At 34.2% G+C, this 18,153-nt stretch carries 16 protein-coding genes; 3 read left to right on the top strand and 13 right to left on the bottom strand.

The annotated features are described in order from the left end of the window. Positions 1 to 48: 48 nt before the first annotated feature. From AC22L0_RS07295 to AC22L0_RS07280, 4 genes are all read right to left on the bottom strand, one after another. Positions 49 to 1,278, bottom strand: coding sequence for an MFS transporter (locus AC22L0_RS07295; protein WP_000097173.1), 1,230 nt, complete (start codon positions 1,276 to 1,278; stop codon positions 49 to 51). Position 1,279: 1 nt separating this feature from the next. After that, a complete protein-coding gene (locus AC22L0_RS07290) occupies positions 1,280 to 1,816 on the bottom strand; it encodes an NADPH-dependent FMN reductase (protein ID WP_000780356.1) in 537 nt (178 codons plus the stop codon). A 144-nt stretch (positions 1,817 to 1,960) separates the two neighbouring features. Next, positions 1,961 to 3,115, bottom strand: a complete 1,155-nt coding sequence (locus tag AC22L0_RS07285) for a CgeB family protein (protein ID WP_000422327.1) — start codon at positions 3,113 to 3,115, stop codon at positions 1,961 to 1,963. Between the two features lie 34 nt (positions 3,116 to 3,149). Next, entirely contained in the window at positions 3,150 to 4,370 is a 1,221-nt protein-coding gene (locus AC22L0_RS07280; protein WP_000526236.1) for a glycosyltransferase, read from the bottom strand. A gap of 139 nt (positions 4,371 to 4,509) precedes the next feature. Here AC22L0_RS07280 and AC22L0_RS07275 point away from each other — a divergent pair, with 139 nt between their 5' ends. Then, the gene (locus AC22L0_RS07275) at positions 4,510 to 5,274 is read left to right on the top strand and encodes a DUF2711 family protein (protein ID WP_002196444.1); all 765 of its coding nucleotides are present in this window, start codon (positions 4,510 to 4,512) and stop codon (positions 5,272 to 5,274) included. A 27-nt stretch (positions 5,275 to 5,301) separates the two neighbouring features. Here AC22L0_RS07275 and gnd read toward each other — a convergent pair whose 3' ends face one another. From gnd to gntK, 3 genes are read right to left on the bottom strand one after another with little or no spacing between them, the layout of a single operon-like run. Further along, a complete protein-coding gene (gene gnd, locus AC22L0_RS07270) occupies positions 5,302 to 6,198 on the bottom strand; it encodes a phosphogluconate dehydrogenase (NAD(+)-dependent, decarboxylating) (protein ID WP_000765995.1) in 897 nt (298 codons plus the stop codon). Positions 6,199 to 6,216: 18 nt separating this feature from the next. After that, the gene (locus AC22L0_RS07265; RefSeq protein ID WP_000260202.1) at positions 6,217 to 7,566 is read right to left on the bottom strand and encodes a GntP family permease; all 1,350 of its coding nucleotides are present in this window, start codon (positions 7,564 to 7,566) and stop codon (positions 6,217 to 6,219) included. A 14-nt stretch (positions 7,567 to 7,580) separates the two neighbouring features. Then, a complete protein-coding gene (gene gntK / locus AC22L0_RS07260) occupies positions 7,581 to 9,119 on the bottom strand; it encodes a gluconokinase (protein WP_098878684.1) in 1,539 nt (512 codons plus the stop codon). A 562-nt stretch (positions 9,120 to 9,681) separates the two neighbouring features. On the opposite strand from gntK, the gene AC22L0_RS07255 reads away from it, so the two are divergent. Next, positions 9,682 to 10,584, top strand: a complete 903-nt coding sequence (locus tag AC22L0_RS07255) for an ABC transporter permease subunit (RefSeq protein WP_000932684.1) — start codon at positions 9,682 to 9,684, stop codon at positions 10,582 to 10,584. Further along, positions 10,581 to 11,600 (top strand): ABC transporter permease, encoded by a 1,020-nt coding sequence (locus AC22L0_RS07250; protein WP_000836565.1) that lies wholly within the window; start codon positions 10,581 to 10,583, stop codon positions 11,598 to 11,600. Before AC22L0_RS07255 ends, AC22L0_RS07250 begins: the two co-directional genes overlap by 4 nt. 148 nt (positions 11,601 to 11,748) lie before the next feature. Here the strand turns inward: AC22L0_RS07250 and adhP are convergent, their stop codons facing one another. The 6 genes from adhP to AC22L0_RS07220 form a co-directional block, all read right to left on the bottom strand. Beyond that, positions 11,749 to 12,786: an alcohol dehydrogenase AdhP gene (adhP, locus tag AC22L0_RS07245; RefSeq protein WP_000649109.1), complete on the bottom strand. Its 1,038-nt coding sequence runs from the start codon at positions 12,784 to 12,786 to the stop codon at positions 11,749 to 11,751. A 293-nt stretch (positions 12,787 to 13,079) separates the two neighbouring features. Continuing rightward, complete coding sequence (locus AC22L0_RS07240; RefSeq protein ID WP_000704316.1) at positions 13,080 to 13,937, bottom strand: PhzF family phenazine biosynthesis protein; 858 nt, start codon at positions 13,935 to 13,937, stop codon at positions 13,080 to 13,082. A 164-nt stretch (positions 13,938 to 14,101) separates the two neighbouring features. Beyond that, complete coding sequence (locus AC22L0_RS07235) at positions 14,102 to 14,956, bottom strand: MurR/RpiR family transcriptional regulator (RefSeq protein ID WP_087967881.1); 855 nt, start codon at positions 14,954 to 14,956, stop codon at positions 14,102 to 14,104. A 204-nt stretch (positions 14,957 to 15,160) separates the two neighbouring features. Continuing rightward, positions 15,161 to 15,802, bottom strand: coding sequence for a two-component system response regulator CasR (casR, locus tag AC22L0_RS07230; RefSeq protein WP_000694629.1), 642 nt, complete (start codon positions 15,800 to 15,802; stop codon positions 15,161 to 15,163). Between the two features lie 14 nt (positions 15,803 to 15,816). Continuing rightward, positions 15,817 to 16,935, bottom strand: a complete 1,119-nt coding sequence (gene casK / locus AC22L0_RS07225) for a two-component system sensor histidine kinase CasK (protein ID WP_001008465.1) — start codon at positions 16,933 to 16,935, stop codon at positions 15,817 to 15,819. Positions 16,936 to 17,093: 158 nt separating this feature from the next. Next, on the bottom strand, positions 17,094 to 17,978 hold the full coding sequence (locus tag AC22L0_RS07220; protein WP_087967883.1) for a mechanosensitive ion channel family protein: 885 nt from the start codon (positions 17,976 to 17,978) through the stop codon (positions 17,094 to 17,096). Positions 17,979 to 18,153: the final 175 nt, after the last annotated feature.

Here is an 18,153-nt window from a genome sequence, read left to right as displayed (position 1 = left end):
CCCTTTCTTTTTATTATACAGAAAAAGAAAGGGCGGCAGAAGTGTTTTTTAAACGATTGATTTATTAGAAACATTCGCCGCTACTTTACGTTGTGATAGTACATAATAAATAGCGATTCCTAATGAGAAGATCAATATGCAGCTTAATACGTAAAATGGAAGCATTACTCCGGCTTTAGATACACCCGCTGTAAACAGCATTAATAATACAATTCGTATTCCAGTACCAATTAAGCGAAATAAGCTGTCTACACGTCCCATTACTTCGTTTGGAATTTCCTCCATCATCAATACATTTCTCGCCACTCTTGTACCCGCATTTCCAACTGCTTGAAAAATTGCAAGTCCATATAAGAAAATTACGGAAGGTTCAATAATCATTGCGGTAATTGAAATTACATAAATGAACATCGTCATAACGATTGAAACTTCTGTTTTTACATATTTCATTATGAGTGGAATACAGATTCCTGCAACAACCGCTCCGACACCGTACATCATCCCCTCTATTGCGTATACAGAGGCATTGGCTTTAAGTATATCCGAAATATAAACTGGTATTAAATAATTTGCCATCATAACACCTATAAACGGCATATAAGTGGCCAGTAAGAACCAAAAGAGCTTAGGACGTTTTTTCATAAAGTGAATTCCTTCAAACAATTGCTTCTTAAATGTTATTTTTCTTTTCACTTCTTTTTTCTTTACGTACGGTATACATAAGAAAAGAAAAAATGCTCCAGCAAAAGTTAACATGTCTACTAACAAAATCCACTTCAAAGATACAATTTCAATTAAGAAGCTCGCGGCCGCTCCAGAAATAACTTGTGTTAACTGTCCTTGTATTTCCATCGTTCCACTTAAACTTTTATAATGTTCTGCTTGAAATATCTCTTGGTTGAACGCAAATATTGTAGGATAAAATAATAAATAGTAGAATGATCCGGCTATATAAATAAGAATATAGTGAATAGAATGATAAGATTGCCCAGCAAATCCCCATATAACCATTATTCCGATTACCGCTATTCCGATTCCTTCGTTACATAGCAATAAAGATTTTCTTGAAAAACGATCAATACTTTGCCCAATGAATGGTGTTAATAAAAACATAATGAGGGTTGCAATGATAGAAACATAACCAAATGTTGTCTCTCCTCCACTCTCTTTAATTAACAGCCAAGGAATCGTTATCATAACAATTCCGGAACCAATAGCAGATAGACTATTGGCTCCTAGAATGTAATACAAGCGAGAATCATGATAAAGTGAGGACATATCACTCCACTCCTAGTTGTTTTTTCACCTCTTTATATACGCTCATATATGCTTTCAATTCTTTAACTACATCATGAATTAATGGTTTTACATCTTCCCCAAGTTCACCATCTTGCACATGTAATCCATCAAGCACAACTTGTTTTGGAATTGCATTTGCATAAACACCTCTAGCGACCGTTCGCATGCTGTTTAATGCATTTATTCCACCTTTACCGCCACCAGCAACCGCTAACAACGCAACTGGTTTATGAATAAATTCACTACTACTTAAGTAATCTAAAGAGTTTTTCAGCGCACCACTCATCGCATTATGATATTCTGGTGTACATAATACAACCCCATCCGCAGCTTTCACTAACGTTTTTAATTTTTTCACTGCCTCTAAATCACGTTGTGACTCTTCTCCATTGTATAAAGGTAACTCCTCAATTGCTAAATCATATAATTCCCCTTCAAATTGATCCGCAATATATTTTGCCACCACGCGAGTTCTACCAAATTTTCTTGGTGTACCGTTAATAACGACTAGTTTCATGATTATTTCTCCCCTTTGTTTTCAAGTTCTACTTATATATTATCAGAAATTTCTATACAAAATACAATATAAAGAGTTAACTTGTTTCATAAAATAGTATGATAAACAAAAAAGAACTCATACTTTCGTATGAGTTTCGTACAATTACTTTGTTTCATCTCTCATGCTCAATGTACCTAAACTTTCATTTGCTTCAAAATGATTATATGCCTTTTCCGCTAATCTTTTCCGTTCTTCTGGTAATTCTATATATTTCATTACGTTTTCAATTATTTTTTCGTACGGAGTAAATACAATTCCTGGCCACTCTACCTCATCTTCTGGATTACTATTTTCGGAAATAATAAATTTCTTATTCGCAACTGCATAAGACACGCGAGGTGTTTCAAGAATTCCTGATAAGTAAAAATGAATATTTAATATAATTTTAGCTCTAGCAATCAATTCATTTCTAACAATTCCCCACGCATTATTTTTAAAAACTATATTTAAATTCGGGGCAATCGCTTTTAGATGATCAAAAATAGCTTGTCGCCTCGGATTAAGAGCACCTATAAACAGAATATCAATATCTTCAATAATCTCATTTTCAAACGCATCTTTTTTTATTTCCAAAGTTGGAGCATAGTTCATTTCTACATGTTTTATTTCTTTTCCTACCCCTTTTTGTTGAAGCCATTCTATATTTTGTTTACTATAATCCCAAATCACTCTATCTTTTAATAATATTAAATAAAGGGGATGCGCATATGGACTTCCTTCGTATAGCTGTTCTAAATTATAAATAATTGCATCTTTCGGAAGAAGATTCGGGTTATATGCGTATGTATGTGCTCCAAAAACAACTGTATTCTTTGCATTTTCCAGTATTGTTTCTGATATAATTACTGTATTTCCCTCCTGCTCCAACCGCCACTTTAAAGCTCGCGCAACATCTATGAAACTACCGTATGTCTTTGGGCATATAAAAAGACAATAATCATATTCTTTATTCAAATAAACTTCCATTAATCTTAAATTATTTTTATATAAATCTACATCTGGATGTTTAAGTACCAACTCATTTGCATGTTTTCTTGCTACTTTATATAATCCAGCATAATAAGCAGCGATGCATCTTCTTAATTCGATTCTTTCCCGGTCCTCATCTAATACATCCATATTTAAAAGAAGATTTGCGATACAATACGCTTTTAAATGATCACGATCATAATAATAGTCTAGTAGTGGCATCAATTCTTCATACGTATTTCCATGCACCGATTCTCCTAGTTCAATCGCCCATCGCATTAATTCCATGATTACTCCACTACTCCTTTAATCGAAAATGTATTTAATAAAATTTCGCATTATTCTCTACTATATTTGCTATATGAAATGGAATCTTTTCTTTTATCGATTCCAAATACTTTTGCGACACCGCCCCTAAATGTTTTTTATGAGGTATATAGAAAGCACTAATAGAAATTTCATAGTCAAATAAGTAATCATACACATGATAATCTACAAATAGTAGATCATCCTTTGGAAAAGGAATTTCCTTCCCTTGCAGAGCATACATCAAAGCAATATTGTTTTGAGATCGTAATCGATACAACCTTGCAAGTTGGTATAATGGTTCAGCCCGGGTTGGTCTATATTCCCAAGCTTTTTGAAAATAAAAAACAGCTAATGCTAAATATTGCTCTTCTTGCCCTTTAACAGTTTCTTTTTCATCAGCATCTGTCACTTCATTTTGTTTATTTGCTGAACGATTTGCTAACTGCTCATAACAAAATCCTATTCGCAATAACGAATAGAATACCTCTTCAACCCATCCTCCTGCTTCCACTCGTTTTTTATACCATTTAATTGAATTCTCAAATTGACTTAAATGAAAATAAGTCTGAGCTAAATAAAATAAATATCTTATATGCAAATCTGGCGTTGTTTCTGGGTCGTTTATTCCTTGTAACAACAACCTCTCATCTCTTTCAAATTTATCAGCTTTGCTCCCGCCATCTCCGGGATCATTCACGACAAGAGTCTCTAACCGAGCTACCCTCGTATTGTAATTCGCTCCAACTTTTGAACGATCTATATCCCAATACTCATGAGTAACACCGACAGATTTCCATGGTAAAGAAGCTTTCAAAAGACGTGTAAGCCAATATTTAATATGAACATCATATTGTAATGTAAGATAATGATCTTCCGTTAAGCTCGTTTTATCGAAATTCGGATCAACCTCTAAAATCATATCCGCATCTAATATTAATAAATAATCTGCTTCTGGGTATGTTTTTTGCGCTAACGAAACAGCTAAGCTTCTGTTATAACCAAAGTTTTTAAACGGCTCATGATGAACCGTCCCAGGTATCTCATTTTCCTTACACCAATTTTCAATAATTTCAGGCGTATTATCCGTCGATCCAGTATCACAAATAGAAACAAAGTCTACAATTGATTTTGTTGCATTTAAACATCTTTCCATAATTCTAGACTCATTTTTGACGATCATACAAAGACATAACTTTTTTTCTTTCTTTACAGACTTCACTTGCTCATTTCCCATTTAACCACCTCATATTTTATTAACACGCTCTTCTCATATGTAACAACATTTCTTAGCTATACTGATGACATAAGCACCCTTTTACTATTTATGAAAACTTCATTTTATTTATTCTTACTTTTATGTTGAGATATATTTCATGCAGCGCTTTATATTTGATACAATCAATACAAAAAAACATAATGCGGGAATCCGTACATTTCAAAGTCTAAGAGGAGGTTATATTTTGTTGGATTACATTTGGCTAGATGACAAATCACCAATTTTAGAACAACTACCAAGCACCTTTAAATCTGCAGCTATATTGCTACACCCTTTTGTCCAAATGCCTTTAGGATGGGAAAAGTCTGTGAGAAAAAGACCATATGAGCACATCTATCCTAGCGCTGAAGAAATCATTCATAATGGGAAATCCGTTTCTTGGAAGGAAATGATGTCTTATAGTGGATTACATTCATACGCAGAATTAGCAATGGCCATGTTGACTTCCATTGGTGCTTATACAGAAGAATATAAAAGAGAGGATTTAGCCGAAAAGCTATATTCAAACTTAAAAAAAGATCTTTATTATCCAACAGAAGATTATACGTCTATATTTTTATTACATAAATTACTTAAACTCCTCGGTTCTAAAGGTGCAAAAAATTTATATTTCTCTGAACCAATTCTTGATACAAACGGATTATTAGAGGTAAATAATACTACTCCATTAGATATTTGGGACATTAGCAATAATGAGTTAATTATTACTGGCGAAGATAATGAGTATGCGTTTATGAGTATATTCGATTCCTTTACAACCTTATTATTAGCTAAAGAAGAAAATATAGAATATATTGTTCATTCAATGAACGTTGAAGCTGTCATTTGTGACAAAAAAACAATGATTGATTGGTATTTTTAAATTAGTAGTTTCTTTTTTATAACATCCTTATTTTTTCACAACTTCATGTCCACCGAACTGATTACGTAGTGCTGAAACTACTTTTCCATGGAATGTATCATCTTCCTGAGAACGATAGCGCATAAATAATGACATAGCGATTACTGGTGCTGCAGCTTGAAGTTCAAGTGCAGTTTCAACAGTCCATTTTCCTTCTCCTGAAGAGTTCATTACACCTTTAATGCCATCTAGTTTCGGATCTTCTGCAAATGCTTTTTCAGTTAAGTCCATTAACCAACCACGGATAACTGATCCGTTCGCCCATACTTTTGCAACATCTTCATAATTGAAATCAAAGTCACTCTTATCTAGTACTTCAAATCCTTCAGCGATTGCTTGCATCATGCCGTACTCAATACCGTTATGAACCATTTTTAAGAAATGACCACTACCAACACGGCCAGCATAAGAATAGCCATTTTCTACTGCTAAATCTTTAAATAAAGGTTCTAATTGGTCGTAAATTTCTTTTTCTCCACCAACCATTAAGCAAGCACCGTATCTAGCTCCTTCTACACCGCCTGATGTACCGATATCTACATAATGTAATCCGAAGCTTTTTGCTTCTTCAGCACGGCGTAACGTATCTTTATAGAATGAATTTCCGCCTTCAATAACGATATCACCTTCATCTAATAACGGATAAACATCTTTTAGTACTGACTCTACAACTTCTCCTGCAGGCACCATTACCCAAATTGTACGAGGAGCTTCTAGTTCAGCGATCATTTCTTTTAATGTATGACGTGCAGTAATTCCTAGTTTTCCTGCCTTTTCAACAAGCTCTTTATTTACATCGTATACAACTACTTCATGCTTGTCTTCATATAAGTGTTCAGCTAATGGGAATCCCATTTTTCCTAATCCAATTAAACCTAGTTTCATATTAATTAATCTCCTATTCTATACAAATATATTTAATATCGAAATTAGCCCAAGTGCTACTACAGATAATATAGTCTCCATTGCAGTCCATGTTAATAATGTTTCTTTCACAGTCATTCCGAAATACTCTTTAATCATCCAAAATCCTGAATCATTCACGTGTGATAAAATTAATGACCCTGCACCAGTTGCAAGTGCTAATAATTCAACATTTACACCTGGTGTGCTTGCTGCAATCGGCGCAACAATACCAGCTGCTGTCATCATAGAAACAGTTGCCGATCCAGTTGCAATTCGAATAAGTGCCGCAATTCCCCACCCTAATAATATCGGTGAAATATGTGATTCTTTCGCCATATCTGCAATTGTCGTTCCAATTCCAGAATCTAATAATACTTTATTAAATGCACCGCCTGCACCAATCACTAACAATATGTTTGCAATAGGTCCAAGGCAATCATTTGTAAATTGTAACACTTTATCTTTTGAGAAACCTTTTGCATATCCAAGACTAAAGAAAGAGTAAATGGTTGCAATTAATAAAGCCACAATCGGATCTCCAATAAAGTGTAATACTTGTGCTAGTTGACTCGTTTTATTTAATGCAACTTCTGCTATTGATGCACCAAGCATAAGAAATACTGGAAGTAAAATTGTAAACAATGTATTCCCAAAGCTTGGAAGCTCTTTTTTATTATCTTTTTCAATAAATTGCTCCGCTATATCTAATGGTACTTCCTTATGTATACGAGCACCAATCCATTTCCCGTAAAGTGGACCTGAAATAATTGCAGTTGGAAGTCCGACAATTAATGCATATAAAATTGTCTTCCCTACATCTGCTTTAAAAATACCAACTGCCGCCATTGCCGCTGGATGCGGCGGCACTAGTCCGTGCACAACGGATAGTCCTGCTACTAGCGGGATACCGATTGTAATAAGTGATACCCCTGTTTCTAATGCAATTGTAAATACTAACGGAATTAATAGTACAAATCCAACTTGGAAAAATACCGGAATCCCTACTAAAAATGCAACGAACATCATCGCCCAGTGAACTCGTTTCTTCCCAAAACGATTAATTAATGTGTTAGCGATACGTTCAGCACCACCAGATTCGGCCATCATTTTTCCAAGCATCGTTCCTAGTGCTAAAACTATTGCTAAAAATCCTAACGTATTACCAAGTCCTAGTTTAATAGAATCAATAATTCCTGGATCTTTTGGTGAAGTTCCAATTAAAGGCATTCCCATTGCTAATCCTACACCAATTGCTGTTAAAATTAATGCGACAAATGGATGCCATTTTACTACCGTAATAAGTAAAAGTAGTATGACAACTGCCGCTAGTACGATCCCAACTACCATTTCTCCCAATCCCCCTATTTTTTACGTTGGAAAGCAGCTATACAATCAAATTCTTCCTTCAAGCGATTGTAAAGTCGTTCATACATATAAAACATTTCTAAATATATAGCCGTATTTTCTTTATTCGGTACATGATGATGGACAATATCAATCCAATCCTTTACCTCTTCAAGAGAATCAATTTTTCCTACAGCATACAAAGCAACTGCCGCTGCCCCAAGCGCAGATGCTTCATGACTTTCAGGTACAAGCAATTCTTTTCCCATCATATCGGACAACATTTGTCTCCAAAATGCAGATTTTGCAAACCCTCCTGAAACTCGTATTTCAGTAAGTGGCCCTGTACAATCCCTGATTGCGAGTGCTACTGAATATACACTCATACAAACACCTTCCATCACTGCACGTATAAAATGTTCTCGCTTATGTTGAAGATTGATTCCAAAGAATGTACCACGAGCATTTGCATTCCAGTAAGGTGCGCGTTCTCCAGATAAGAAAGGTAAGAACAATAGCCCATCCGCTCCAGCTGGTACGCTTTCTGCATATTTAATTAATAAATCATAAGGATCAATGCCGAGCTTTCTTGCTACTTCTTGCTCTTGACTACCAAATTCATCACGTAACCATCTCAGTAATATTCCGCCGTTATTCGTTGGACCACCGATTACCCAGTGCTCATCTGTTAATGCGTAACAAAACGTTCTCCCTTTCTCATCTGTATTTATATTTGATGAGATTGTTCGAACCGCACCACTCGTTCCAATCGTAATTGCAGCCGCACCCGGTGATATCGCACCAACTCCTACATTTGCAAGAACCCCATCACTTGCTCCGATGACAATTGGTGTTTCTGCACTTATCCCCATCTTCTGTGCTAATTCTGGCTTCATACCTGATAAAATATATGTAGTTGGTACAGGGGTTGATAATTTTTCTGGTGACATATGTAACATAGTTAAAACATCTTTATCCCAGTTTAATGTTTCTAAATTAAATAACCCCGTAGCAGAAGCAATCGAATAATCAACTACGTAGCGTGAAAATAATTGGTAAATCACATACTCTTTAATGGAAATGAATTTATAGGCACTTGTATATAACTCTGGTTCCTCTTCTTTCATCCATAACAATTTAGAAAGTGGTGACATCGGATGAATCGGTGTACCTGTACGTCTATAAATTTCATGCCCATTCATTTGTTGTAATAATTTTTCTGATTGCTTCGTACTTCGATTATCTGCCCAAATGATAGAACGCGTTAATGGCGCACCATTTTCATCTACTGCAATTAATGCGTGCATAGCTGTACTAATACCGATTGAAGAAATATCTTCTGGTAATACATTACCTTTTTCAATGGCAACGCTTACACTTTTGTATACAGCGGCACATATTACATCAGGATCTTGCTCAGCCCATCCTACATTCGGTTGAATAATTGGGTAATCGATTGCATGTGATGCAATGACTTTTCCTTTTTCTGTGAACACAACCGTTTTTGTACTTGTGGTACCGATATCAATCCCGATTACTCTCCCCCTTGTTTCCATGCGAATCTTCCCTTCATTTCTAGCAAAATACGATTTAGTAAACCGTTTACATGAATTAGTATATAAAATATTTTTTTCATTTATCAAGTTATAAAAAGAAATTTTTTTCATATCAAAAAATAAATCCCCTCATTCCATTTCACTTATATACTACATTTAGCTTTTCCATGGGGTAAAATTACGTTATATTCGTTACGCAATACACTCTTTCCTCTCATTAACAACACATACATAGTCCTCCATACGTTCTACTTATTTGCTTGAAGAAAGAGTTGAAAAGCAATATTCATTTTTAGCGGTCACGTAACATCACCATCAAGCCAAGAAAAGTAACTAACCGCAGAATGAGAATTCTGTGCATTTTGCTCTTATTTATTGTTTTAGGTTCACTAGTCTTTTATCTTGATAAACATAGAGCGTGGCCCCCCTACTATCACTTTTTTACCTTGTAAATATATCTTGCATACTATAAAACCGAAAAGTATTTTTATTTTTCAGAAAAATAAAAACAATAACACGAAATTTATTGTATAATGTTGTAAAAAGATGTCGGAGGGATTTAATGTTAAATAAAATATCTCAATTCACAATTAAGCTTTCATCAATTCTTTTATCACTCTTACTATTATTAAATTTACCTTATTTATTTATCACTCAACAAGGATTTACCTTTCAACCAATTTATTTTTTTAATCAGACCGTTACTATGTTAAAACAGGTTTTTTCCCCTGAATCATTAGTGATTATAGGATCAGACCCGAAGTTTGGCCATTTCAAAAAAACACCATTATTTCCAACTGTTTTAGAACCTTACCTATATTCATTTACTATATTATTTTTAGCCTTTTTTCTTGCTCTCTTTTTATCATCTAGCATGGCATTTTTTTATTTTTTAGCAAAAGATTATATAAAAAAATGGATAAACCGAATTGTGTTCATATTAGAAGCTGTCCCTGATATGATGATGATGATTTGTTTGCAAATATTTTTCATATGGGTACTTCAGAAATTTGGGGAATCTCCTGTCACTATTATTTCTTTTAATGAAAATCGAGCTTATTTACTCCCTATTTTATCATTAGCTGTCTTACCTACATTACAAATGTTTCGGATGATGGTGTTATACATAAAAGAAGAGCAAGGAAAACATTACGTAGAGGTTGCATATGGAAAAGGCCTTTCATCAAGTTATATACTATGCATTCATTTATTCAAAAATATATCTATCCACTTCTTCCACCATTTAAAAACGATTTTTGTTTTCTTACTTTCTAATTTATTCATTTTAGAATTTGTTTTTAATATGGAAGGCATTATTCAATTTTTATTTAATAAGGCGTTTGTTTCACCTCCAGCTGCATTTATCATACTTGTTATGATTGTTTTACCATTTTACGCCATTTTCCAAATAGTCTCATTCATGATGAATAGATGGAAAAAGCAATTGAAAGGAGTATCATTATGAAATCTATTTGGAAATCAAAACGCTTTTTAATCGGCTTTACTTATCTATTCATACTTATTTCAGCTAGTTTTATTTATAGTTGGTTCTTTAAAGATAACATCCCAAAACCTCCTCAGTTACTTTACAATGACAATAACGAATTACTTGGAAAGGCCCCCTTTCCGCCATCGTTAATTCCACCTTTTGGATCTGATCGTTTTGGAGAGTCTGTTTTCTTACAAATTGTAGAAGGAGCAAAATTCACTATTTTATTGGCCATGGCAATTAGCTTCTTTCGAATTTTATGCGGAACATGTATAGGAATCCTCTTAAGTTTATTTGCTCCAAAACTCAAGAGATTTTTCCAGTCATGCTCAGAAGTTTTTTATTATATTCCAACTCTATTTATCGCATTCATACTCATCACGCCCGTTAATATTATAATCACATCAAATGCTGATGGGGTAGATCCAAATATTTCATTTACGTTTTATCAAGTACTCGTACTTATTTTCGTCGCTCTGCCTACACTTTCTTTATACATATCCTCAGAAGTTGATGAATTTATGAAACAAGATTACATCTTAAGTTCACAATTACTGGGGGCTAGTCGTTTTCATATTATAAAAAAACACTTACGAGTCTTATTACTTGACCGCTTATTTGTATTATTTATGGAACATATCGTCCAAACACTCATACTCGTTATCCATTTAGCGTTGCTTAACATTGTAATTGGCGGCATACAAATGCGTGAACTCTATGACGGAGTGCTCAAACCTGTTTCTCTATCTAATGATTGGGCAGGTCTTATTGGATTAAATCGTAATGAAATGAATCTTTCATGGTGGATTATTTTTTATACTCTCGCTTCATTCTTTATTACGATTCTATTTATTAAGCTTATGACCATCGGGATTCAAGATGCACTGAAAGCAAGAGATTCGCAAATTGTAGCAATTCAAAACGTTCCAGATCATAAAAAATTCGTTAAACATAAAGATTCCTTTTCGTTTGCAAATAAAGTAAACCTTTAATCATTTCTCATTAATCAAGTATTAATTGGCATTGATATTATAGAAAATAAAGAAGATGATTCCTATTAAATACAGGGATCATCTTCTTATGCTGTCTAACTTTTTTACATGTATTTGCTAGACTCATGCTTTTTATATTTAAAGTGAATTATTTGCAATCACAATTATGTTTTTTAAAATCAATTACCATACGCCCTTGAATTCTACCTTGTTCCATTTCTTCGAATACATTTTGTACTTTATCTAGAGAACAAGTTTGAACAACTGGCACTACTTTTCCTTCTGCCCCGAACATAAACGCCTCTTCCAAATCTTTACGAGTACCAACTAGAGAACCAACTACTTCAATTCCATCCAGTACAAGTCGTGGGATGTTTAAGTCCATTGTTTCTACTGGTAGCCCTACTGCAACTACTTTACCGCAAGCACGTACTGCATCAACTGCTGAGTTAAAGGCTACTTTAGAGACTGCTGTTACTACCGCAGCATAAGCGCCACCAAACTCCTCTTGCACAATTTTATCAGCAGGACCTTGAGAAATTGGATTGATAGTCATATCAGCACCAACTTCTTTCGCTAAGGCTAATTTGTCGTCATTAATATCTACTGCGATTACCTTTGCACCAAATACATTTTTAGCATATTGGATAGCTAAGTTACCTAATCCACCGCAGCCATAGATTACAATAGGTTGACTAGGTTTAATATCTGATACTTTAATAGCTTTATATGTAGTTACACCAGCACAAGTAATTGATGATGCTTGAGCAGGATCTAATCCTTCTGGTACTTTTACCGCATAATCAGCTGTAACGATACATTGTTCAGCCATACCACCATCCACTGAATAACCAGCGTTTTTAACTTCACGGCAAAATGTTTCTCTACCAGTTACGCAATATTCACAACGTCCACAAGATTGGAACATCCATGCAATACTTACACGGTCACCTATCTTTAGTGAAGTAACATCATCAGCTATTTTCGTAACAATACCTACACCCTCATGACCAAGAATACGGCCATCAGTGTTACCAAAATCATGATTCGCAACGTGTAAATCAGTGTGGCAAACTCCACAATACTCTACATCTACTAACGCTTCACCTGAGTGTAACGGACGTAATTCTTTGTCAATCACTTCGATGTTTGCTTTGCTGTTTTTATTAACCACTACTGCTTTCATATGTGATCTCCCCTTTAGTGTTTTAGCATTTTAATGAGTTTATCTCACAACTACTTTCTTCACTACTTTGGCTAGTTATTCTACCAAATTTAAGTGTTCAATCATCATTACATCTTCATCATAACATGATACTTCATAAACAACTTGTGAAATTATGAACAATATTTGAATTATTACACAAATCGGTCTTTATTTTAAATTTTTAAAAATGAGAGTTTATCATTGACTATAAGTAAGTCACATATTTCTAAAACAAAATAAATTAACAAACTTCTCACCGATAAAAAAGCTCTTCACTCAATATTTTCTACATGTAAACACTTAGTTTCACAGTAATATCCTTTGCCACCAACATAAACTTTTTCTATTTTATTTTTGCTATTGGTTGCTAATTTAACTAATATTTCAGAAGGCGAGTGTAAAGAATAACCTTGTTCAAATACATAGACTTCTTTTTTCAAGTAGTCCTGTTCATAAAGGTAGCAAGCTAATGCACCGTTCGAAGTTCCAGTCGCTGCTTCTTCATTGATGTCGTATAGCGGAGCAAAATTTCTGCATATAATTCGATTGTCATTAAAAGTATATAGATGCATCCCGACAACATTATAATACTTGCTGATTTCTTTAATTTTTTCAAAATTAGGTTGCAGTGCATGTAATTGTGTTTCGCTTTTTATAGGAATTAAAATATCTTTTAAGCCCGTGGAGACAATTTGAATTGGGTATTTATTTTCTATATCTTTACTATCAAAACAGTCGATGAACTCGTTTGGAGATACAACATCATAGAATATCGGTTTATTTTGTTCCATGAATATGATGTCATCTTTTATAGTAATAGTAAGAACACCGCTGTTCGTTTCAATCGTATAGCGATTCCTGAAAAGTTTATTTAAATGCATCAGTATCGCGAAAGAGCCAATTGTGGCATGACCACATAAATCAACTTCTTCTTTTGGTGTAAAATACTCAAATTTATAATCAGCAATTTCAGATTCTGATATAAATGCGGTTTCCGCATAGCCCAGTTGTTTGGCTATTTCCATTTTTTGAGTAGTGGTCAATGTATTCTCAATAAATACCACTCCTGCTTTATTTCCGCCTTTATGATCCTTGCTAAATGCACTTGCAACATAAACAGATATTTTCATAAGACACCTTCCTCACTTATAGTAAATTATAGTATAGAAAGCACTACATATAAATTCCATTGGATAAATTATCCCTAAAATAAGAAACAAACTATTTTTAGCATTTGAACTCTCCAAAAATAGTTTGTCTACAGTCTGAAAGCTCTTCATTTGAAGAGCTTTTTTTATATTCGCTTCATCGAAATCGTTTCACGTATACTTTGTAAATTTTTTAGAGTTTTCTCTTGTCGCTGCAACGACAACCCTACATACAAAGTATCTAATAAGCTTAACTGTGCTAATCGTGATGAACTTGCTTCTGTGCGGAATTCAGTCTCACGTGTTGATGTATATAACGTTATATCAGCAAGTTGACTTAATGCTGATTTCTTATAGCTCGTAATCGCAATAATTTTGGCTCCTCTTGCTTTCGCTACTTCTAACGCTTCAAGTAATCCTTTATTGCTACCAGAATGAGAAATACCAATAACAACTGAATTTTCCGAGAGTAAACCTGCCCCCATAATTTGAAAATGCGAATCAGTATGAGCGATACAAGAAATACCCGTTCTCATAAACTTATGATACGCATCCATTGCAATAATACCAGAGCCACCATTTCCATAAAACTCAATTCGACTTGCTTCTTGTAAGGCTCGTACAGCCTGCTCAAGTGCCGTTTCATTAAGCAAATGTAAAGTATCTTGCAGTCCTGTAATATGCGAATGAAAAACTTTTTTAGCAACAGTTACCATACTATCTTCTGCTGATACCTCTTCATGGATATTTTGCATCGGTGTATGTACAATTTCACGAGCTAATGTAATCTTTAAATCTTGAAAACCTTGCAAACCAAGGTTTTTACATAAGCGGAATATCGTAGCTTCGGAACTATTCGTAACTTCAGCTAATTCTGTAATAGATTTATGTACAACATCTTGTGGATGTTTCAAAATATGTTCGGCAATACTTCGCAATTTCGGTGATAAACCATTTAACGAAGCCTGAATCTTTCCAATCCCACTTCTTGTACCAGGCATAACATATCCTCCCCTTCCATCGTAGCTTTATCCTGTAAAAACCGATTAGTTAAACTAATCATCAGTGGGGATGGTCCTCCACTGATTAGAGTTTCACTTTATTGTACCTAATTATCGAAAGAAGAAAAACCTATATTAGGGATTACTATAATTTTTAATTGCTCCTATGTATTCTGTCATACGATATAACAGAATTATTCATGCTTATGAATAATTCTCTCCATGTTTCACTGCGTATAATGCGGCTTGCGTACGATCATCCACTTCCAATTTAGCTAAAACGTTTGAAACGTGTGTTTTCACAGTTTGTTCTGTAATATGAAGTTCTGCTGCAATCTCCTTGTTGCTTCTTCCTTTCGCAATTTCGCGAAGTACCTCTTGCTCTCTTTTCGTTAACATTGAAAAAGGATTTTCTACTTCCTTCTTTACTGCAGAACGCCCCATTAATGCAGGTGTTACTTTCGGGTGAAAATTCGCATTTCCTTGATGTACTGCAATAATAGAAGCGACAAGTTGCTCAGGTTGTACTTCTTTTAATTGATAACCATCTGCTCCAGCTTCAAGTGCTGGTATAACATAATCTTGCTCTGAAAAACTACTTAATATAAGTACCTTTATTGTCTCATCATATTGCTTTAGACGTTTTGTTGCCTCAATTCCATCCATTTTCGGCATCGATACATCCATTAGTACGACATCTGGTCTTTCTTTTTGCACGAAATGTAATGCCTCTTCGCCATTTTCCGCTTCCCCAATAATTTCAAATTCTTCTCTCGTTTTCAAAAAGAATACAAGTCCTCTTCGAACGATATGATGATCCTCAACTAGTAGCAGTTTAATCTTCAACCTTATTCTCCCCTTCAAATCGGCAATTGAATTTCTATTTTTGTACCCTTTTTCAGCTCTGTTATAATTTGAAACGATCCCTTCATTAACTGAATACGTTCCTTCATACTTTTCAGGCCAAGTGCTGATTCCCTTACTTGTTCTTGTATAAATCCTATTCCATTGTCTTCTATGTAAAAATGTAACTGGTTATTTTCTATTTTCAAAAGAATATGTACCTTTTCACACGAAGCATGCTTTTTACAATTATGTAGCGCCTCTTGGCTAATACGCCATAAAACTTCTTCTATTTCATCCCCAATTGAAACCATCCCATCAATTCGAACTTCCACTTGAACTCCTAATAACTTCCCGTAATTTTGAATTGCTTCTGCTAATCCTTTCTCCAATCCTTCAGGTCTTAATTGCCAAATTAATAGCGTCATCTCTTGTAATGCTTCTTGTGATAATTCCCCAATATAACTTAACATCTCTTGCAATTCTCTATCTTGCGTCATATTCAGAGTACCTTTCGCTGTTAGCATAATAGAAAATAACAATTGTTTTACTGAATCATGTAAATCACGTGCAAGTCGATTTCTTTCCGCTACCACTACATATTTACGTTCTTTCTCAACTAATTGAATACGTTGTATTGTCGTTCCAATTTGAAATGCAATTGATTCTAATAATGCTAACTCTTCCTCAGAAAAATGAGTCTTATGAGGTGCAGCCACATTTAGTAGACCAAATTTTTCTGATCCAGACCTAAGCGGAATTGTCGCATGATGTGTAACATCTTCTGTCTCTCCCCAATTACATTCAATTGCATCTTCTATTCGCTTACATTCAATAATATTAGTCGCTTTTTCCAATCTCCCATTCACAAAACGTTCTACACACCAACAGTTTCCTTCACACATCGGCTTCTTCTTTTGCCACGTAAGAGCCTCTGGTAAATTTTCGTCTACAAGCATACTGTGCTTTCCACTTTCATCAATAAAGAATATCCACCCTGTTTGTAAATTCATTACTTGTAACAATGTATGCAACACTTTTTCTAACATATCCTGTAAGTTTGTTGCTTCATTTAATAATTCAGCAATTTCTTTTAATGCTTCTAAACGACGCATCTCTTTTTCTTCAAAGTTCATTCTCATCACCAACTACAATTATAACATTAAGAAATTTCTAAATTCTATAAATAAAAAAAGAACCGAATTCCTTCAGCCCTTTCTTTATATCAATCATTTTATTATTGTTATTCTATCCAATGTTGGAAGCAGAATTTTTGTTAACAAACGATTCTACTTTAGCTGTCCGATAAAGATTGTCCACCATGTAAACCTTCAGTAGTAACAACCATATTCGCTGCTGGCATTTGCACTTGATTTTTATGGAACATAGACATTAATTCAAATCTTACTTGTCTAGAAGTTTCAAAATAATCTTCTGGCTTTATTAAACCTGTAATACAAAATTCATAGCCAACATATTTCAAGTTAGGATTTAAGTCTGTAACACCGACGTATTTAAATGGTTCAACAGCCTCATCCTCTACTCTATAAAGAGTTTGATTCAATTTTTCATTGCATATAACACATACTTCTTCTAACAATTCCTTCACTCTTGTTGGATCTTCCTGATAACTTACCGTGATGCGTTCAATTACACGCATCCATCCTTTATTAAAATTTTGTATCGTTCTAATCTCTCCGTGCGGGATGGTAAGTAGTTTTCCTGACCATTCACGAATTTGCATAAAACGAATACTAATCTCTTCAATAGTTCCTGAATTTGTTCCGTTAAAAGTTACAAAATCACCAACCCGAAACTCTTTGTCCGCTAATCTTGCAAAGCCTAATATAACATCTTTTAGCATCTGTTGTGCAGCAAAACCGATGACAACTCCAGCTATCCCTGCACCTGCAATAATACTTTTTATATCTACAAATTGGCTAATTAAATATATGATAAGACTGATGATAATGATATATCTAAAAATAGATCGAATTACACTTTGAATCGTCTGCTCTACCTCTTCATCAAAAAAGCTTGATTTCCTAAAAAACCAATCAATAATACGGTTTATTACAAAAGAAATAATGATTAAAACTAAAGCAAATAGTAAAAATCTTAAAAGTAAAAACTCTCTTACATAATTAAAAAATTCTTCCGTATACGTTAATAAGCTCATTTAACCACTTCCTTACTAATTAAAAAATTCATAATCGCCTAAGTTTGTTCCAGAAAAGTCTATTATCCTAATCTAAAATGCCGCTACCCTTACTATGTATTTTGACTCTATTACTAATTCACTTTAAACAGTATGTCTAGCTGTTCTTTTTCCTTTCCCTTTAAATATACCCTTT

The organism is Bacillus sp. LQ01 (genome assembly GCF_057624735.1).
Note: the sequence above shows the minus strand (reverse complement) of the source record. Positions and strands in the feature narration are given on the sequence as shown.